General features: G+C 68.6%; 18 protein-coding genes. 11 read left to right on the top strand and 7 right to left on the bottom strand.

The genetic code is table 11. The features are described 5' to 3' along the window. Positions 1–14 precede the first annotated feature (14 nt). Positions 15–404, top strand: coding sequence for an STAS domain-containing protein (locus tag AC1DER_RS08330; RefSeq protein ID WP_477244676.1), 390 nt, complete (start codon positions 15–17; stop codon positions 402–404). A 183-nt stretch (positions 405–587) separates the two neighbouring features. Here the strand turns inward: AC1DER_RS08330 and AC1DER_RS08325 are convergent, their stop codons facing one another. Next, a complete protein-coding gene (locus AC1DER_RS08325; protein ID WP_477244678.1) occupies positions 588–2,885 on the bottom strand; it encodes an NADP-dependent malic enzyme in 2,298 nt (765 codons plus the stop codon). 116 nt (positions 2,886–3,001) lie between these two features. Here AC1DER_RS08325 and AC1DER_RS08320 point away from each other — a divergent pair, with 116 nt between their 5' ends. Then, on the top strand, positions 3,002–4,348 hold the full coding sequence (locus AC1DER_RS08320; protein WP_477244680.1) for a hypothetical protein: 1,347 nt from the start codon (positions 3,002–3,004) through the stop codon (positions 4,346–4,348). 28 nt (positions 4,349–4,376) lie between these two features. Here AC1DER_RS08320 and AC1DER_RS08315 read toward each other — a convergent pair whose 3' ends face one another. Beyond that, complete coding sequence (locus AC1DER_RS08315) at positions 4,377–5,045, bottom strand: response regulator (RefSeq protein ID WP_477244682.1); 669 nt, start codon at positions 5,043–5,045, stop codon at positions 4,377–4,379. A gap of 153 nt (positions 5,046–5,198) precedes the next feature. Between AC1DER_RS08315 and AC1DER_RS08310 the strand changes: the two genes are divergently transcribed. The 4 genes from AC1DER_RS08310 (at position 5,199) to AC1DER_RS08295 (ending at position 9,441) form a co-directional block, all read left to right on the top strand. After that, the gene (locus AC1DER_RS08310; protein ID WP_477244684.1) at positions 5,199–6,392 is read left to right on the top strand and encodes an OprO/OprP family phosphate-selective porin; all 1,194 of its coding nucleotides are present in this window, start codon (positions 5,199–5,201) and stop codon (positions 6,390–6,392) included. A 70-nt stretch (positions 6,393–6,462) separates the two neighbouring features. Continuing rightward, complete coding sequence (locus tag AC1DER_RS08305) at positions 6,463–7,446, top strand: Bug family tripartite tricarboxylate transporter substrate binding protein (protein ID WP_441816422.1); 984 nt, start codon at positions 6,463–6,465, stop codon at positions 7,444–7,446. Positions 7,447–7,469: 23 nt separating this feature from the next. Then, positions 7,470–7,946, top strand: coding sequence for a tripartite tricarboxylate transporter TctB family protein (locus AC1DER_RS08300; protein ID WP_477244687.1), 477 nt, complete (start codon positions 7,470–7,472; stop codon positions 7,944–7,946). 10 nt (positions 7,947–7,956) lie between these two features. Then, on the top strand, positions 7,957–9,441 hold the full coding sequence (locus AC1DER_RS08295; protein WP_477244689.1) for a tripartite tricarboxylate transporter permease: 1,485 nt from the start codon (positions 7,957–7,959) through the stop codon (positions 9,439–9,441). Between the two features lie 5 nt (positions 9,442–9,446). On the opposite strand, the gene AC1DER_RS08290 is transcribed toward AC1DER_RS08295, so the two are convergent. Continuing rightward, entirely contained in the window at positions 9,447–10,709 is a 1,263-nt protein-coding gene (locus AC1DER_RS08290) for a flavohemoglobin expression-modulating QEGLA motif protein (RefSeq protein WP_441816419.1), read from the bottom strand. 66 nt (positions 10,710–10,775) lie between these two features. Next, a complete protein-coding gene (rsgA, locus tag AC1DER_RS08285; protein ID WP_477244691.1) occupies positions 10,776–11,930 on the bottom strand; it encodes a ribosome small subunit-dependent GTPase A in 1,155 nt (384 codons plus the stop codon). A 225-nt stretch (positions 11,931–12,155) separates the two neighbouring features. On the opposite strand from rsgA, the gene AC1DER_RS08280 reads away from it, so the two are divergent. Genes AC1DER_RS08280 through AC1DER_RS08270 form a run of 3 tightly spaced genes read left to right on the top strand, consistent with a single transcriptional unit; the run spans position 12,156 to position 14,751 of the window. After that, positions 12,156–13,409, top strand: a complete 1,254-nt coding sequence (locus AC1DER_RS08280) for an aminotransferase class I/II-fold pyridoxal phosphate-dependent enzyme (RefSeq protein ID WP_477244694.1) — start codon at positions 12,156–12,158, stop codon at positions 13,407–13,409. 5 nt (positions 13,410–13,414) lie between these two features. After that, positions 13,415–14,044: an SGNH/GDSL hydrolase family protein gene (locus AC1DER_RS08275; RefSeq protein ID WP_477244696.1), complete on the top strand. Its 630-nt coding sequence runs from the start codon at positions 13,415–13,417 to the stop codon at positions 14,042–14,044. Next, positions 14,041–14,751, top strand: coding sequence for a methyltransferase domain-containing protein (locus AC1DER_RS08270; protein ID WP_477244698.1), 711 nt, complete (start codon positions 14,041–14,043; stop codon positions 14,749–14,751). The genes AC1DER_RS08275 and AC1DER_RS08270 overlap by 4 nt, the downstream gene beginning before the upstream one ends. 75 nt (positions 14,752–14,826) lie before the next feature. Here AC1DER_RS08270 and AC1DER_RS08265 read toward each other — a convergent pair whose 3' ends face one another. Next, complete coding sequence (locus AC1DER_RS08265; protein ID WP_477244700.1) at positions 14,827–15,615, bottom strand: polysaccharide deacetylase family protein; 789 nt, start codon at positions 15,613–15,615, stop codon at positions 14,827–14,829. A gap of 93 nt (positions 15,616–15,708) precedes the next feature. Here AC1DER_RS08265 and grxD point away from each other — a divergent pair, with 93 nt between their 5' ends. Further along, on the top strand, positions 15,709–16,635 hold the full coding sequence (gene grxD, locus AC1DER_RS08260; RefSeq protein WP_477244702.1) for a Grx4 family monothiol glutaredoxin: 927 nt from the start codon (positions 15,709–15,711) through the stop codon (positions 16,633–16,635). A gap of 49 nt (positions 16,636–16,684) precedes the next feature. On the opposite strand, the gene AC1DER_RS08255 is transcribed toward grxD, so the two are convergent. Beyond that, positions 16,685–17,236: a DUF924 family protein gene (locus tag AC1DER_RS08255; RefSeq protein ID WP_477244704.1), complete on the bottom strand. Its 552-nt coding sequence runs from the start codon at positions 17,234–17,236 to the stop codon at positions 16,685–16,687. 320 nt (positions 17,237–17,556) lie between these two features. After that, positions 17,557–18,123, bottom strand: coding sequence for a lysozyme inhibitor LprI family protein (locus tag AC1DER_RS08250; RefSeq protein ID WP_477244706.1), 567 nt, complete (start codon positions 18,121–18,123; stop codon positions 17,557–17,559). Positions 18,124–18,344: 221 nt separating this feature from the next. Here AC1DER_RS08250 and AC1DER_RS08245 point away from each other — a divergent pair, with 221 nt between their 5' ends. Continuing rightward, complete coding sequence (locus AC1DER_RS08245) at positions 18,345–18,650, top strand: hypothetical protein (RefSeq protein ID WP_477244709.1); 306 nt, start codon at positions 18,345–18,347, stop codon at positions 18,648–18,650. Positions 18,651–18,928 lie beyond the last annotated feature (278 nt).

Raw genomic sequence — 18,928 nt, 5'->3', positions numbered from 1 at the left:
CGACGAGGCCGCTCATGGAACTGCAGATCCACATCGATCCTCCCAGCAACGGCTCGCAGCGCGTCGCCCTGGGCGGTCGTCTCGACACCGACAGCTACGCCGAACTCGACCGCCAGCTAGAACCGCTGCTCGCGGCAACGCAGTCGCTGCTGCTCGACCTGAGCGAGCTGGTGTACATCAGCTCGGCCGGCATCCGTTCGATCTTCCGCGCGCGCAAGGCGCTGGCCGGGCATGCCGGCAAGGTGCTGGTGCTCAACCCGCAGCCGCAGATCCAGAAGGTGTTCGACGTGGTGAAGGCGGTGCCGCTCAACGAGATCTTCTCGTCGGCGGCGGAAGCCGATGCGTATCTGGATGCGATGCAGAGGAAGGTGTTGCGGGGGGATGAGGAGCACGACGAAGTCTAGGTGTCCGTTCACAGTCACCGTCATCCCCGCGAAGGCGGGAATGACGGGCAAGGTCAGCGACACTGGGTCCCCGCCTTCGCGGGGATGACGGGGAGAGGCAACGTCCTTGGGTCCCCGCCTTCGCGGGGATGACGGGGAGAGGCAACGTCCTTGGTTTCCCGCCTTCGCGGGAATGACGTGCGGTTAGCCGCCCTGCCCCAACGACGCACGAATCTGCGCGTCCACCGCTGCGATCGCCGTCATGTTCACCACGCGGCGCGGCGTGGAGGCCGGCGTCAGGATGTGCGCCGGCTTGTCCAGCCCCATCAGGATCGGCCCGATCGCCACGCCATCGGTCATCACCCGCACCATGTTGTAGGTGATGTTGGCGGCGTCGAGGTTGGGCATCACGAACAGGTTGGCGCGGCCCTTCAGGCGCGTGTTCGGGAAGATGCGGTGGCGCAGCTCCTCGTCCCATGCGGTGTCGGCCTGCATCTCGCCGTCCATCTCCAGCTTCGGCACGCGGTCCTTGATCAGCTGGTAGACCTTGCGCATCTTCGCCGCCGAGGCGTTGTCGTGGCTGCCGAAGTTGGAGTGCGACAGCAGCGCCACCTTCGGCTCGATGCCGAACAGCTTCAGGCGGAAGCTCGCCTGCAAGGTCGCTTCGGCGATCTGCTCGGCGGTCGGGTCGCACTGCACGTGCGTGTCGAGGAAGAACCACACGCCCAGGTCGTTGATCACGCCGGTCATCGCCGCCGTGCCGGTCACGCCCGGATCGAAGTCGAAGATGCTGCGCATGTAGCCCAGCTTCTTGTGGAAACGTCCGACCAGACCGCAGATCATCGCGTCGGCTTCGCCGCGTTCGACCATCAGCGCCGCGATCAGGGTCGGGCGTGAGCGCAGCAGGTTCTTCGCCGCCGCCGGGGTCACGCCGCGGCGCTCGGTCAGGGCGTGGTAGGTCTGCCAGTAGTCGTTGAAGCGCGGGTCGTCGTTGATGTTGGTCAGTTCGAAATCGACGCCGGCGCGCATGCGCAGGCCCAGGCGCTGGATGCGCGTGTCGATCACGTCCGGGCGGCCGATCAGGATGGGATAGGCCAGGCCGTCGTCGATCACCGTCTGCACGGCGCGCAGCACGGTCTCTTCCTCGCCTTCGGCGTAGACCACGCGCTTGCGGTCGCTGCGGGCGCGGTCGTAGACCGGCTTCATCACCAGGCCGGTGCGGTAGATGAAGGTGCCGAGCTTTTCCTCGTAGGCGCGCATGTCCTCGATCGGACGATTGGCGATGCCCGACTCCATCGCCGCCCTGGCCACGGCCGGGGCCAGCACCACCAGCAGGCGCGGGTCGAACGGGCGCGGGATCAGGTACTCGGCGCCGAAGGTTGGCACTTCGCCGCCGTAGGCGCTGCCCAGGTCCGACGATTCCATCCGCGCCAGCTTGGCGATCGCACGCACGCAGGCGAGCTTCATCGCCTCGTTGATGCCGGTCGCGCCGACATCGAGCGCGCCACGGAAGATGTAGGGGAAGCACAGCGCGTTGTTGACCTGGTTCGGGTAATCCGAACGGCCGGTGGCGATGATGCAGTCCGGGCGGACCTTCTTGGCGTCCTCCGGCAGGATTTCCGGGTACGGGTTGGCCAACGCCAGGATGATGGGTTTTGGCGCCATCGTGGCGACCATCTCCGGCTTGAGGATGCCGCCAGCGGACAGGCCCAGGAAGATGTCGGCGCCTTCGACGATCTCGGCCAGGGTGCGCTGCGCGGTGTCGCGCGCGTAGCGGGCCTTGTCCGGGTCGAGGTGGTCGCGGCCGGTGTAGATCACGCCCTCGCGGTCGAAGGCGGTGATGTTTTCCTTCTTGACGCCCAGCGCGACCAGCATGTCGAGGCAGGCGATGCCGGCGGCGCCGGCGCCGGTGGTGGCGATCCTGATGCTGCCGATGTCCTTGCCGACCACTTCCAGTGCATTGATGACCGCGGCGCCGACGATGATCGCGGTGCCGTGCTGGTCGTCGTGGAAGACCGGGATCTTCATCCGCTCGCGCAGCTTGCGCTCGACGATGAAGCACTCCGGCGCCTTGATGTCTTCGAGGTTGATGCCGCCGAAGGTCGGCTCGAGGCTGGCGATGATGTCGACCAGCTTGTCCGGGTCGCGTTCGTCGATCTCGATGTCGAACACGTCGATGCCGGCGAACTTCTGGAACAGCACGCCCTTGCCTTCCATCACCGGCTTGCCCGCCAGCGGGCCGATGTCGCCCAGGCCGAGCACAGCGGTGCCGTTGCTGATGACGGCGACCAGGTTGCCACGGGCCGTCAGCTCGCTGGCGGTGTTGGGGTCTTCGACGATTGCCTCGCAGGCGAACGCCACGCCCGGCGAGTACGCCAGGGCCAGGTCACGCTGGGTCACCATCGGCTTGGTCGCACTGACCTTGATCTTGCCGGGCGGGCTCAGGCGGTGGTAGTCGAGCGCGGCTTGCTTGAGGTCGTTGGCGGGGCAGTTGTCGGACATCAGATGGGAACCACGGGCGGGCTGTCGATTCTATCCGCTTACGGCGGGGGCCGAGGACGGCACGGTATGGCGCGGTTGCCGGCCGTTACGCACAATGCGGGCCTACGGGGGCTCCCATGACCATCATCAGCACCGGCAGTGGGCCGCAATGGCGGCTGTGGCTTGCGGTCCTGGCAGCGGTGCTGCTGGTGCAGGCGCCGTTGATCCTCAACCCTGGCTACTTCAGCCATGACGAGCTGCAGTGGGCTGCATTCGCAGGCCACGACGCCCGCCTGCTCGACCGCGGCTACCTGTGGTCCGGCCTCGACACCTTCCAGTACCGGCCACTGACCTTCAGCCTGTGGCTGCTGCTGTCGCAGCACCTGTTCGACCAGCCCCATCTGTTCCATGGCCTGCTGGTGGCCTGGGGCGGCCTCAACTGCGTGATGCTGGCCGTGCTGCTGCGCCGGTTCGGGGTTGCGCCGATGGTGGCGTTTGCCGGCGCGCTGGTGTTCGCGCTGACACCGTTCGCGGTCCAGGCCCACGGCTGGGTCGGCACGATCGCCGACCTGATCTGGGTCGGCTGCGCGCTCGCCACCGGCCTGCTGGCGCAGCGACCGCGCGCACCGCTGGTCACCGCGGCCGGAGCGGCCCTGCTTACCGCTATCGGCCTGCTGGCGAAGGAGTCCGCGATCGTCATCCCGGCGCTGACGGCGGTCGCCTGGCTGCTGCTGGGACGTCCGCGCAGCTGGCTGTATGCCGCCATCGGCGGACTGGTGCCGGTCGCGGTGTACCTGGCGCTGCGCCTGGGCGTGATCCTGTTCGCGCCGCGCGAAGCGGCCAACTACGGCTGGAGCCTGGGCTTCATCCCCGTGCGATGGCTCGAGTATCAGCTGTTCCCGCCGATCGCGACCCGGTTGGGTATCACGGGGCTGCTGCCGAAGGCTGCCGGCGACGCCCGGCTTTGGCTGGCCGCCATCGTCTGGCTGGCGCTGGCCTGGACGTTCTGGCGCGCCGGCGCACGCTGGCTGCTGGCCTTCGTGCTGCTCGGCGCGGCGGCGCTGGGGCCGGTGCTGATCCTGGCCGAGTCGGCCAACCAGTACGGCTATGGATACGCGGCGGCGGTCGCCGGCCTTGGCGCCGCGGCCTGGTCAAGGGTCGGCCGCGGTGGCCACGTCGTGCTGGTGCTGGCGGCGCTGCTGAGCACCTGGCACGGGGTCAACGTGATGCGCCGCATGCACCAGATCGGCGAATTGCAGTCAGTGTTCTCGCCGTCGCTGGCACGCGCGGTGGCGGCGTCCGGCAATGCCCCCGTGCGCATCCGTGCAACGGACCCGGGCCAGCACTGGATATACCTGCGCCTCAGTCACGAGATTCCGAGCTATGACGGCGTGCCGATCGGCGACCGCGTGGTGCTGGTGGCCAGCGGTGCGCCGGCCGATTTCGTGATCGGCAGGGACGGCGCGCTGGCGCCAGTCCGCTGAGCCGGGCCGCGGACCTCGGCCGCAGCACTCAGCCGCCAGGCTCGGCGCGGTAGCCCACGCCGCGCACGGTGACGATGCGCAGCGGCGCCGCCGCCAGCTTGCGACGCAGGCGTCCAACATAGAGCTCGATCGCATTCGGCCCGGCCTCGTCGTCGAAGCCGAACAGCCCGTTGCCGATCTCGCCCTTGCTGACCACGCGGCCAACCCGGCCAAGCAGGATCTCCAGCAGCCGGTACTCGCGGTTGGGCAGCTTGATGTCCTCGCCGTCGATCGTGACCCGCCGCGCGGCATTGTCGATGTCCAGCCCGCCGATGCGCAGCACTTCCGATGCTCGGCCACGGCTGCGCCGCAACAGCGCGCGACAACGTGCGTCGAACTCGCGCAGGTCGAACGGCTTGCAGAGGAAATCGTCGGCGCCCAGGTCCAGGGCGTTGACGCGCGCCTCGATGGCCGCGCTGGCGGTGAGCACCAGCACAGGCGTGCCGTCGCCGCGTTCGCGCAATTGGCCCAGCAACTCCAGGCCGCTCAGGCGCGGCAGCCCGACATCGTGCACGACCAGGTCGAAGCGCTGGTAGCGCAGCACGCGCGCGGCCGACAGGCCGTCGCTCTGCCAGTCCAGTGCATGGCCTTCGCGACGCAATCTGCCGACGATCATGTTGGCGAGGTCGGCGTTGTCATCGACCAGGAGAATTCGCATCGGTGTGGCTTCCCTGCACGCGCCCCTGCATGTCCGTGTGTCACCGGTGCGGCGATCGCGATGACAGGTCAACGACAGGTTCGCATGCCTAGCCTGAGCGACGCCAACGATTCCGGAGTGCGGAATTGCAGCCGATCAGGAGAAACACGCCCCATGCGCAAGGATCGCCGTCGCCCGTTCCGGGGCAGTCTCTCCACGCTGCTGTTGCTGGCTTTGGCCGCACCCGTTGCCAATGCAGATGAGGGCAACATCACCGGCGAGCTCGGCGGTCGACTTCACTGGGATTTCGCCGCATTCGACAATGACCAGCGCGGCACGCCCAACGCCGACGGCACCGAGGTGCGACGGCTGACGCTGGACGTGGCCGGCAAGCTGTTCGGCCTGGACTACAAGGTCGAGGGCAATTTCGCCGACCTGCAGGACGACTTCAGTTTCGAGGCCGTCGAAGCGTGGGACGTGTACCTCAGCCGGAAGTTCAGCGCCGGCAAGCTGACCGTGGGCCAGTTCAAGCAGTACTTCACCCTCGACGACCGCATCAGCTCCAACTACGGCGTGTTCCTGGAGCGCTCGCTGTTCGCGCAGGCGCTGGCGCCCTCGTTCCGGCTCGGCGCCGGCTGGCTCACCGCGCGTGACAACCACACCATCGCCGGCAACGTCTACAGCCTCGAAAGCATCGACGCATGGCAGACCAAGGGCCACGCAATCGGCAGCCGCGGCACCTGGGCGCCCATGCACGACGAAGGGCGCGTGGTTCATCTCGGTCTGTCGGCCGCTCGCGAGTATTACGACCACCCCGGCCGCGACGGCGCATCGGCATTGCGTGTCCGGCCGCGGCCGGCCGGGCACCTCTCCGACGAGAGCCGGCTGACGCTGGTCAACTTCAACCGCGGCCTCGATACCGACGTCGACAAGACCTCGCTCGAGTTCGCTGCGGTGCGCGGCCCGGTGCACTTCCAGTCGGAGATCGGCGATGCCCGCTTCGACGATGGCGTGCAGGGTGCCCGCGTCGATTCGGCGTACGGCGCGGTGGGCTGGTTCATCACCGGCGAGTCGCTGCCCTATGACAACGGCGGCGGCCGCTTCGGCCGGGTCAAGCCGCGGCACAGCAGCGGCGCCTGGCAGCTGGCGCTGCGCTACGACACGATCCGCGGCCGCCAGAACCTGCATGGCGTGCGCGACTTCAGCGACCTGTCGATCGATGCGACCACGGCCGCGGTGAACTGGCACCTGCGCTCGAACCTGCGCTTCCTGCTCGACTGGACCAGCAGCCGCAACTACGACCATCTGCGCGCACGAACGCTGGACCGCACACGCGCCGTCACCGGCCGCTTCCAGTACGACTTCTGACGCTTCCACTTCCCTCCCCTGCCGATGCGCGCCGCTGGCCGTCATCTCAGTCAAACAACGAGGTTCCCGCATGTCCCTGTTGCGTTCGTTTCTCCCGGCCGTCGCCGCGCTGTCGCTGCTGTTCGCCGGTCGTGCCGCGGCCGAGCCGTCGCGTCCGGAATGCATCGCCCCGGCCTCGCCCGGCGGCGGCTTCGACCTGACCTGCAAGCTGGCGCAGAGCGGGCTGGTCGAAGCCAAGGCGTTGTCGCGGCCGATGCGCGTGACCTACATGCCCGGCGGCGTCGGCGCGGTTGCCTACAACACCGTCGTCGCGCAGCGGCCGGCCGATGGCAATGTGATCACCGCGTTCTCCAGCGGTTCGCTGCTCAACATCGCCCAGGGCAAGTTCGGCCGCTACGACGAGAACGCCGTGCGCTGGCTGGCGGCAGTCGGCACCAGCTACGGCGCCATCGCCGTGCGCAGCGACTCGCCGTACAAGACCCTGGGCGACCTGATGGCGGCACTGAAGAAGGAACCCGGCAAGGTAGTGATCGGTTCCGGCGGCACCGTCGGCAGCCAGGACTGGATGCAGACGGCGATGCTGGCCAAGGCCGCCGGCATCAGCCCGAAACAGCTGCGCTACGTGGCGCTGGAAGGTGGCGGCGAGATCACCACCGCGCTGCTGGGCGGCCACATCCAGGTGGGCAGCACCGACATCTCCGACTCCATGCCGCAGGTGAAGGCCGGCAAGATGCGCATCCTGGCGGTGCTGTCGGACAAGCGCCTGACGCGTCCCGGGATGGCCTCGATCCCGACGGCGAAGGAACAGGGCTATGACGTCGTCTGGCAGGTGGCGCGCGGCTTCTACGTCGGCCCGAAGGTCAGCGACCAGGAATACGCGTACTGGAAGGCGGCGTTCGACAAGCTGCTGGCCTCGAAGGACTTCGCACGACTGCGCGAGCAGCGTGAGCTGTTCCCGCTGGCGCTGACCGGGCCGCAGCTGGACGCCTACGTGAAGAAGGAAGTCGCGCGCTACCGCCAGCTCGCGCACGAGTTCGGCCTGGCCAAGCGCTGACGCCGCACCGGGATTACTTCGCCATGATCATTCGTCACGCCGCGCTGTTGCAGCGGTTGTTCGCCGCTGCCTGGCTGCTGGCCTGCATCGCCCTCGCCCTGATCGGCTGGGGCTACCACGCCGAGTTCTCGTATGAGCCGGTCGGCCCACGCGCCTATCCGTTGCTGTGCCTGGGCCTGATGGTGGTGGGCCTGGCCTGGCTGATCGCCAGGCCGCCACGGCTGGCGCACGACGCCGACGAGGCGCCGATGGACGGCGCGTTGTTGTGCAAGGCCGGTGCGTGCATCGCCCTGCTGCTGGCCTACGCCGCCGTGTTCGAACCATTGGGGTTCGTTGTCTCCAGCGCATGCGCCGGTAGCGCCATCGCCCTGCTCTACGGCGGCCGTCCGCGCGCCAGCGTGATCACCTGTTCGTTGCTCAGCATTGGCCTTTACCTGCTGTTCGACCGCCTGCTTGAAGTGCCGCTGCCCCTCGGCGTGCTCGAGCGCTTTCCTTTCTGACGAGCCCCCCATGGAAACACTCACCTACCTCGGCCAGGGCTTCGGCGTCGCGCTGAGCCCGTACAACCTGGTCACCGCCCTGCTCGGCACGCTGATCGGCACCGTGGTCGGGCTGCTGCCCGGTATCGGCCCGATCAACGGTGTCGCCCTGCTGATCCCCGTTGCCTACGCGCTGGGCATGCCGCCGGAGTCAGCACTGATCCTGCTCGCCGCGGTCTATCTGGGCTGCGAGTACGGCGGGCGCATTTCCTCGATCCTGCTCAACATCCCCGGCGAAGCCTCGACGGTGATGACCACGCTCGATGGCTATCCGATGGCGCGCAAGGGCATGGCCGGCGTGGCGTTGTCGCTGTCGGCGTGGAGCTCGTTCATCGGCGCCTTCATCGCCACCTGCGGCATGGTGTTGTTCGCGCCATTGCTGGCACGGTGGGCGATCGCGTTCGGGCCGGCCGAGTATTTCGTGCTGATGGTGCTGGCGATCGTCGCCCTCAGCGGCCTGGCCAACGAGCGACCGCTGAAGACCTTGCTGGCGGCGCTGCTGGGCCTGTTCCTTTCCAGCGTCGGCATCGACGCCAACAGCGGCGTCTACCGATTCACGTTCGACAGCCTGCACGTCGCCGATGGCATCCAGTTCGTGGTGCTGGTGCTGGGGCTGTTCTCGGTCAGCGAGATCCTGCTGATGCTGGAGAAGACGCACGGCGGCCACCGCATGGTCGAAGCCACCGGGCGCATGCTGTTCAGCGCGCGCGAGGCGGCGGCGGTGTTCCGGGTCAACCTGCGCTGTGGCGTGCTCGGTTTCTTCATGGGCGTGTTGCCCGGCGCCGGCGCGACCCTGGCCAGCGCGGTGGCGTACATGTCCGAGAAGCGCCTGGCAGGCGACAACGGCACGTTCGGCCAGGGCGACCTGCGTGGACTGGCCGCGCCGGAAACGGCAATCGGCGGCGCCGCCTGTGGCGCAATGGTGCCGATGCTGACGCTCGGCGTGCCCGGCTCGGGCACCACCGCGGTGATGATCGGCGCGCTGAGCCTCTACAACATCACGCCGGGCCCGCTGCTGTTCCAGGAACAGCCGCAGGTGGTGTGGGGCCTGATCGCCTCGCTGTTCGTCGCCAACGTGATGCTGCTCATCCTCAACGTGCCAATGGTGCGCGTGTTCACCCGGATCCTGGCGGTGCCGAACTGGGCGCTGGTGCCGGCCATCGCGATCATCACCGCGATCGGCGTGTATGCCGTGCACGCGACCACGTTCGACCTGGTGCTGATGGTCGCCATCGGCGTGCTGGGTTACGTCCTGCGCAAGCTCGACTTCCCGCTGTCGCCGCTGCTGCTGGGATTCATCCTGGGCGGGCTGATGGAGCAGAACCTGCGGCGGGCGCTGTCGATCTCCGACGGCGAACTGGCGATCCTGTGGTCGAGCCCGATCACGCTGGCGACGTGGGGCCTGGTCGCGGTGATGCTGGCGTTGCCGCTTTGGCGGGCCTGGCGGAAGCGCTGAGGCCGTCAGAGATCCGGCGCGCGCCCATCCACGACAATCTTGTCGAGCCGGATGCGATTGGCGAACAGCGAGAACGCCAGCATCCCGGCCAGGCCGTTGGCGCGCGCCACCCACTGCGGCAACCACCGCGCCGGCTTGATCACACCACTGGCAAACAGCGGTTCGAACCGTTGCACGTCGGCCAGCGTCATCTTTCCGGCGAACAGCCAGCGGCACAGCTGCAGCTTGCCGTCGCGCAACGCCCAGCGGAAGAAGGTGTGCACCCCGACCAGTCCGCGCAGGTACACGGTGTCCTTGGTGAAAGCGTGGCCGCCGCTGGTCGGCACGCCGCGGAACACGCGCTGGGCCGAGGCGAAGCTGTCCTCCGGCGACTGCCCGGCACCGAGGAAGTAGCGGAACACCTCGATGAAGTCGGCGCCGGCCAGCGCCATCGCCACCGCTTCGATGCGCAGGCTGATGCGCTTCATCCGGCCGATGTCGATGCTGCCGGTGATCTGCTCGGCAAACGTCGCCAGGCCTTCCTGGGTCGCGGTGACGCGTGGCGACGACAGCGCCAGGCTTGGCAGCACCGGTTGCTCGCGGCCGTTGAGCGCGGTCAGCGAATGCACGAACGCTTCGTGCTGCAGCAGCTGGTGGCGGTCGTAGTCGCTGAAGGCGGCGCCGTGGCGCAGGCGGATGCGGGTGGCGCCGGCGGCGGCCTTGGCGATCAGGTCCGGGTCGAGCTCGACGGTGATGATGCGGCCGTCGAAGTAGTCGTCGAGTTCGCGCTGCAGCTGCAATTGCAGCGCGGTGGCGGAGATGGTGACGTGCTCGGCCGGCGACATCAGTTCGCGGTCGAGCTCGTCGGCGATCGAGATGAAATGCTGCGCGGCTTCACGCGTGGTCGGTCCGTCGCCGGGCAGGGCTTCGTCGGGGCGGCCGAACAACCGGATCGAATGCTCGCAGACCGCCGGCGTGCCCAACGATTCGCACAGTTCCGCCGCCTGCGACCAGCTGCGCGCCGATTCCATCAGGTACTGGCCGAGCGGATGGTCCGGATCGGCGGCGCTGGCGATCGCCTCCATCTCGGCGCGGGTCGCGCTGAAGTCGAGGCTGGGATACTGGATCTGCGGCAGCTTCACCACGCCGCGCGCGTAATCGGCCAGGAATGCCGCCTCGTGGCCGGCCGGCCAGCTGACCAGGGCCAGCAGCCTGACATCCTTCGCCGCCGCGACCATGCGCGCATCGAGCGCGGCGTGATGGGCGATGTCCGGCGCGAGGTCAGTCATGCGATGACGCTTCCCCCTCCCTTTCGCGCGGCGAAGGGGAGGGCCGTGGAGTGGTGCCTGTTGTTTTCAGTGCTTCCCATACTTGTCGTCGAGCCGCTTGTTGAGCGACTTGACCGCCACTTTCTCGTCGGCCTTCTGCGCACGCCGGGTGGCCAACCGGTTGGCGGCGCCGGCGACTTCGTCGCTGAGCTTGAGGTAGTTGGCGAAGCGTTGCGGGTCGAGCTTGCCGGCCTCGATCGCGGCGCGCACCGCGCAACCGGGCTCGCGCGCGTGCTTGCAGTCGCGGAAGCGGCATTGCTCGGCCAGCGCCTCGACATCGCTGAAGTTCTCGGCGACGTCCTCCTCGCCGGTCGGCTTGAGTTCGCGCATGCCGGGGGTATCGATCAGGCAGGCGCCGGCCGGCAGCGGGATCAGCGCGCGATGGGTGGTGGTGTGGCGGCCGCGCGAATCGCTCTCGCGCACTTCGCCGGTCTTCATCCGCTCGAAGCCGAGCAGGGTGTTGGTCAGGGTCGACTTGCCGGCGCCGGAGCTGCCCACCAGCACCGCGGTTCTGCCAGGCTGCAACCACGGATTCAGCGCGGCCACGCTTTCGGCGTCGCGGGCATTGACCGCGCGAACCGCCACGCCCTGCGCGGCCAGCTCGACCAGCGCCGCCATGGCCCCGGGCAACACCTCGGCGTCGGCAGCCTCGGCCTGGTCGGCCTTGGTCAGCACGACCACGGGTTCGACACCGCCGCCGCGCACAAGCAGCAGGTAGCGCTCGATGCGGCGCGGGTTGAAGTCGGCATCCAGGCCGCAGACGACGAACACGGTGTCGACATTGGCCGCGATCAGCTGCTGCTGGTAATGCTCGCCGGCGGCGCCGCGCTTGATGGCGCTGCGACGCGGCAGCAGCGCGACCGCCTTGCGGCCTTCGACCAGCAGCCAGTCGCCGACGCCGGGGCGCTGGTCGATGGTGACCGTGCCTTTGCGGTAGCCGGGCGGGCGTTGCCATTCGGGCAGGGATTCGACCGGGAAGGCGTGGTCCGGGCCATCGGAGACGATGTAGCCGCTGCGGTGCTGCTCGCTCACCCGGGCCGGTCGTGCATTGGGGTGCTCGGCCATGAGGTCGAGCCAGACCTGGTCGCCCGGCGAGTCCAGCGGCGAGACCCCGACCGGCACCGGCGTACTGGCCTTGAGCGGCCAACCGATGGCCTGCAGGGCGTCGAATCCGGGGATCAAGACAGGTCGATGGCTGAGGGCATGCCCGGATTCTAACTGCCAACCAGCGTCCGGCGCGGCGAGCCGTGTCGAACCCGGCCCGTCCCGGCCTTCGGCAAACGTCTGTCGGGTTACCGCTCACACGTGCGCAATTGCGCGCGAATGCCCCCTTTGCGCGCCCTTTACGCTGCCGTTCGCGCCAGTTTCGGCTAGTCTGGCTCTCCGACCCTCAATTTATCTGCAGCAATGTCCCAGTCCCCCGTGAAGACCCGCGAACGCCTGTCCGAAGTCCGCTACGAGATCCGCGGTGAACTGGCCCGGCGAGCGCGTGAGCTGGAGGGCCAGGGACGCAAGCTGATCAAGTTGAACATCGGCAACCCGGGCGCGTTCGGCTTCCGCGCGCCCGAGCATCTGCAGCGCGCGATCGCCGACCACATCAGCGACACCGACCCCTACACCCACCAGCAGGGCCTGCCGGCCGCGCGCGAAGCCATCGCCAGCTTCCACAAGCAGCGCGGCACGCCGAACGCGAGCCCGGAGCGGGTGTTCATCGGCAATGGCGTCAGCGAGCTGATCGACCTGTCGCTGCGGGCGCTGCTGAACCCGGGCGACGAAGTGCTGCTGCCTTCGCCCGACTACCCGCTGTGGTCGGCGGCGACCATCCTCAACGACGGCCGCCCGGTCTATTACCGCTGCCTGCCGGAGAACGGCTTCCTGCCGGACCCGGACGAGATCGCCTCGCTGGTCTCCAGCCGCACGCGCGCGATCGTGCTGATCAACCCCAACAACCCGACCGGCGCCGCGTATCCGCGCGAGCTGATCGAGAAGATCGTCGCCATTGCCGCGCGCCACAAGCTGCTGCTGATGTGCGACGAGATCTACGACTCCATCCTCTACGATGGCAACCAGTTCACCCCGATCGCACCGATCGCCGGCGAGCTGCCGTGCCTGTCGTTCGGCGGCCTGAGCAAGGTCCACCGCGCCTGCGGGTGGCGCGTGGGCTGGGCGGTCCTGTCCGGCGATCCGGTGGCCAGCGGCAACCTTCACCACGCCATGGACCTGCTCGGTGCGCTGCGCCTGTGCGCGAACGTGCCGGGCCAGTTCGCGATCGAGGCGGCGCTGCATGGCGAAGACACCATCGCGCCGCTGTGCGCGCCGGGTGGGCGCCTGTTCGAGGCGCGCCGTGCCGTGATCGAAAGCGTCGCCGCCAGCCGCCACCTGCAGCTGGTCGAACCGGCCGGCGCGCTGTACGCGTTCCCGGCAGTGACCGGCGCGGCGGCACAGGGCTTCGACGACCACCGTTTCGCGCTCGAGCTGCTCGAGACCGAGGACGTGCTGGTGGTGCCGGGTTCGAGCTTCAACGTGCCGTACCGCAACCATTTCCGCGTGACCCTGCTGCCGCAGCCGGAAGAGCTGCGCGAAGTGTTCCGCCGTGTCGAGTCCCTGCTCGATCGCTACGCCGACAGCCAGGCCGGCCAGGCCCAGGCGGCCGTGGCCTGACGCCAATGACCAGCGTCCCCGCCACCGCTGTGTCGTATCTCGCGCTGGGTGACAGCTACACCATCGGCGAGGGCGTGGCCGAGGACGGACGCTGGCCGCGCCAGCTCGCGCACGCATTGCGCGAGGGCGGCATCGCCCTGGCCGACCCGCGCATCATCGCCACCACCGGCTGGACCACCGACGAGCTGACCTGGGGCATCGACGGCGCCGAACCCCTGGGCGAATGGGATTTCGTCAGCCTGCTGATCGGCGTCAACAACCAGTACCGCGGCCGCAGCGCGGTCGAATACCGCAGCGAGTTCGAGACGTTGCTCCGGCGTTCCATTGCCTTCGCCCGCGGCCGCGCCGATCGCGTGCTGGTGCTGTCGATCCCGGACTGGGGCGCGACCCCGTTCGTGAAGACCACCCGGGCCGCACCGGCCACCATCTCGGCCGAACTCGACGCCTATAACGCCGCCGCCCAGGTGGTGTGCGAAGCCCACGGCGTGGCTTTCGTCGACATCACGCCGGTATCGCGCGAACGCGGTGGCGAAACGATCATGCTCGCCGACGACGGCCTGCATCCTTCGGCGGCGATGTACACGCAATGGACCACGCTGGCGTTGCCGGTGGCACGCGAGCTGCTGGCGCGATGAGCGCGGGCGAGCCCGGCATCGCGGCGGCGGCAACCGCACCCTTGCCGGGCAAGCAGGCGCGCGCGCTGGCCTCGGCTTTCCTGCCGCGCGAACACTGGTACGGCCGACGCGACTACTACTACGCGTGGAGCAAGTTCGGCACCGACCCGCTGTATCCGGGCGTGTGCGAGGCCTTGCGCGGTTGCCAGGCGCCGCTGCTCGACCTGGGCTGCGGCCTGGGCCTGCTGGCGCATGCACTGCGCGCCGATGGCCAGCGCATGCCTTATCGCGGCTACGACAACGACGTCGGCAAGATCCTGCGCGCCCGCAAGGCGGCCGCGCGCTGCGACCTGGGCGATGTGCAGTTCGAGACCGCCGACCTCGCGCTGGGTGCGCCCGCGCACCGCGGCAGCGTCACCATCCTCGATGTCCTGCAGTTCATTCCGCAGTCGGCGCAGATGCGCGCGATCGACGATGCGATCGCGATGCTCACGCCGGGCGCCCGGCTGGTGATCCGCACTGGCCTGGCCGACGGCAGCAACCGCGCCCACGTCACCCGCTTCGTCGACATCTTCGCCAAGGTCGTCGGCTGGATGAATGCCGCGCCGCTGATCTACCCCGATGCCGATGCCGTGCGTGCGCGCCTGCGTGACGCCGGCTTGCAGGCCACCTTCACCTCGCTGCGCGGCCGCACGCCGTTCAACAACTGGCTGATCGTGGCGCGCTGATCGTGGCGGGCTGATCGTGGCGGGCTGATCGTGGCGGGCTGATCAACTCGCGCTGATCCTCGCGAGTTGATCGAGCTACCGCGCCGGCTCCATCTGCTCGGGCAGCACGGTGCGGTATCCGCGCTGATCGAGCCGGTCGAGCACCGCCGCCAATGTCTCGACATTGCGGCCATGGCGCGCACCTTCGTGCAGCAGCACGATTGCGCCGGGTGTGAGGTCGCGTTCGATCCGCGCGACCACGCCGGCCGGCTCCTCAAGCACGGCGTCGTAGCCACGCGCCGACCACGCCACCCGCGCCAGCCCATGGCGCCTGAGCGCGGCGGCGACAAATGGATTGGCCATGCCGACCACGGCACGGAACCAGCGCGGCGGTTCGCCCGCCAGGCTGGTCAGCGCGGCCTGGGCGTCGTCGATCTGCGCCCGCATCGCCATGGGCGGCAGCGCCCAGAAGCGCGCCTGCGGATGGGTATGGCTGTGCTGGCCGATGCCGTGGCCGCGGCGCGCGATCTCGCCGACCAGCTCCGGGCGCGCCTGCGCACGATCGCCCACCAGGAAGAAGGTCGCCCGGGCATTGCGGGCATCGAGCAGGTCGAGCATCGCCCGGGTGTCGTCGGAGGGGCCGTCGTCGATGGTCAGCCAGACCACCGGCTCCGCCGTCGGCAACCGCGTCAGCACCGGGCTGAGCAGGCGCGACTGCGGCCGCAACGTCGCCCAGACCAGGGTCAGGTGGGTCAGCAGCAACGCCGCCAGGCCGACCTGCCAGCCCCAGCGCCACCACAACAGCAGCACCGCCAGCTGCGAAGCGGCGAACAGCCAGGCCCAGGCGTGGGGATGGCGGGGCGGGCGATGGAAGGATGGCGGCATGGCTGCATGGTAAGCGCCGAGGGAGAGCAGGCGCTTGCCTACGCGCCACTTCGCCCCCACATGCACCACATCCCCATCCAGCCAGACCCTGCCATGTCCCTCGACCCCGCCCTGCGCGCGCGCATCGAAACCCTCCTGCAGTCCAACCGCGTCGTCCTGTTCATGAAGGGCGCGCCGGAGGCGCCGCAGTGCGGTTTCTCGGCCAAGGCGGTCGGCGTGCTCAATGCCCTGCTGCCACAGGGCTATGCCCACGTCGACGTGCTGTCGGACGCGGAGATCCGCGAGGGCATCAAGCAGTACGGCAACTGGCCGACGATCCCGCAGCTGTACATCGACGGCGAACTGGTCGGCGGCAGCGATATCGTCGAGCAGCTGGCCGGCAGCGGCGAGCTGCACGGCGTGCTCGGCCTGCCAGTGCCGGACCGCAGCCCGCCGCAACTGACCATCACCCCGCCCGCGGTCGAGATGCTGCGCGGCGCCATCGCCAATGCCGGCGACGGCTACGCGGTGCAGCTCGACATCGATGCACGCCACAATGCGCGCCTGCAGCTGGCGCCGGTGGACGCCAATGCGGTCGCGGTCGAAGTTGACGGCGTGCGCGTGCAGACCGACTGGCTGCAGGCGCGTCGCGCCGACGGCATCACCATCGACTGGGTCGACGACGCGCGTGGCCGCGGCCTGGTGGTGCACAACCCGCATGCGCCGCCGGCGGTGCAGTCGATCGGCCCGGTCGATGTCGCCGCGCGCGTTGCCGCCGGCAGCCTGCGCCTGGTCGATGTGCGCCCCGCGCCGGAACGCCAGCTGGCCAGCGTGGCGGTCGCGTTCGACACGTTCGACAACGGCCTCGATGCGCTCGAAGGCCTGCCCAAGGACACCGCGCTGGCCTTCCTGTGCCATCACGGCGGTCGCAGCCAGCAGGCGGCCGAACACTTCCGCGGACTGGGCTTCCGCGAGGTCTACAACATCGTCGGCGGCATCGACGCCTGGGCCGACATCGACGCGAGCGTCGCCAAGTACTGATCGCCAGACGCGTTTCCAGGAGCCAGGATGCTGGCTCCTGTGCGTCGCCTCAGCCGAAGCCGCCGCCGGCGTCGAGGTAGGCCTGTTCTTCCGGCGTACTGGTCCGCCCCAGTTCGCGGTTGCGATGCGGGAATCGGCCGAAGCGCGCGATCACATCGCGATGGCGGCGCGCGTAGTCGAGGTAGTTCTGGCCGGCCTCGCCGCCAATCGAACCGGCCAACGCGACCGACCGCTCCTGGTCGGCGAGCGCCTCGGAGTGCTCGAACGGCATGTAGAAGAAGACACGCAGCGCCGGATCGACCTGCTGGTCGAAGCCGTGTTCGATTGCGCGTGCGGCGTAGTGCCGCGCCAGCGGATCGGTCGCATAGGCATGCCCGCTGCCGCGGAACACGTTGCGCGGAATCTGGTCGAGCAGGATGGCCAGCGCCAGCGCGCCATCGGCGGCGTCCATCCAGTCTTCGAGTTCACGGCGGGCGGCGCGATGGTGCGCCGGCAACCAGTCCTCGCGGCAACGTGCGTCGAAGGCCTCGTCGCGGTTGAACCAGCGCTCGTAGCCGGACTCCTGCCAGAAATTGAGGATGTCGTGGGGCGTGATGTGCATGGGGGACTCGATCCGGAGGGATGGGTATCAACCTTGATCGTCATCCCGGCGAACGCCGGGATCACCGTTCGCCCTGAGCGTAGGCGCAACGCGCCGGAGTCGAAGGGTCTGGGCGCATCGAACCCTTCGACTTCGCTGCGCTACGCTCAGGGCGAACGGTAGTCTGGGCGCATCGAACCCTTCGACTTCGCTGCGCTACGCTCAGGGCGAACGGTAGGGTCTGGGCGCATCGGACCCTTCGACTTCGCTGCGCTACGCTCAGGGCGAACGGTGTGGCGTGTTGCGGTGTGACGGTGTGGCGGTGTTGCATTGTCGCGCGCTCACACCGACTCGTCTGCCAGCTGCGTTTCCAGCTCGTTGATCCACAGGTCGGTGACGCTCTCGAGCGTCACCGCATGGATCAGCGGCCGGATCGAACCGCCCGAGTACGACTGCGAGACGAACCGCGCATAGCGTTCGCGGAAAGCCAGCCAGCTGCGGTGGGCTTCGTCGAAGACCGCGAGCGATTCGCCGTCGAGCTGGCGGCGCAGGTGTGCGACGACCGTGGCCAGCCGCGCTTCGGCGCGGCGGAATTCCGCGGCGGCCTGTTCGTTCATGTCGGCCTGGGTCACGGCGACGTCGTCACTCTGACGGGCCACTTCCTCGGCCTTGGTGAAATAGTTGTCGGCGATGCGCGCGGCCGTTTCGGCCTTGCCGATCAGGCGTTGTTCGAACTGGCGCAGGTCGTCGAGGTTGGTGTTGGTACTGTCGAGGCCCTGCTTGAGTTCGAGCAGCTTCTGGTTGCGTTCGATGGCTTCGACCGCGCCGCGTCGCTCCACCCGGCGCTGGACGAAATAGAACACCCAGGTCAGCGCCGCGCCAACCAGCAGATACATGAACTTCTCCATATCCCTCCCCTCTCCTGCCTCTCCCCGTCTCGGTGGATAGTGTGCCCGGGAGGCGTCGCAGGGTCTGCGATGGCGTGCGGCAAGACTGACTTGCCGGTTCCCCACCACGCGCCCTTCACCGCGCCTCCACAAGACTGAACGAGAGGAGCGGCCGCTCAGGCGGCCGTCACCCTGCCCCCGCCATTTTTCACCCCCGACACCCATCTCCAGAGGGATCCACCATGAAGCAGTCTGTTGTCGCAGCCCTGTTGCTCGCAGGCCTGCTCTCGCCGCACGCAGGGTTCGCGCAGAGCATCCAGTGCACGCTGATCTGCAATCCGCCGCGGATGTTCTGCTACCCGGCCGGTACGATTCCGCCGTTCAACCGGATCTGCCCGCAGAACCTCAACGGCTCGGCGCCGGCGCCGGCAACCGAATCGCTGCTGGCGCCGCCATCGCAGTCAACCGCAGCGCCGAGCGCGTGCACGGCGCAGCCGGTGTTCAACGAAGAGACGCAGACGTACGAGTGGGAAATGGCTTGCGATTGATGTCGTTGCAATTGGCTTCAGGGCAGAGGCCGGCTTCTAGCCGGCCTTTTTTTTGCGCGCGTGGTTGGTGGGGGGGTGCAGCGTTCAAGGGCGGTGTCCGTGCCCTCCTCATTCTCGCGTCCGCTCGGTGAGCCCGGGCCCGGACGCCCGCGAAAGGATCAGGTGGTTTCAAAAACACCGAGGAGCCGCGACGCCGGGTTCGCGCCTTCGCGGGAATGACGGCTCTCTGGACGAAGACCGGGCAATGAATTGGCAGGGCGTCGTTCGACGGGTTGGGG

Source organism: Lysobacter sp. 05T417 (assembly GCF_056396405.1).
The sequence above is the reverse complement of the archived record's forward strand: the minus strand, read 5'-3'. Positions and strand labels throughout refer to the sequence as shown.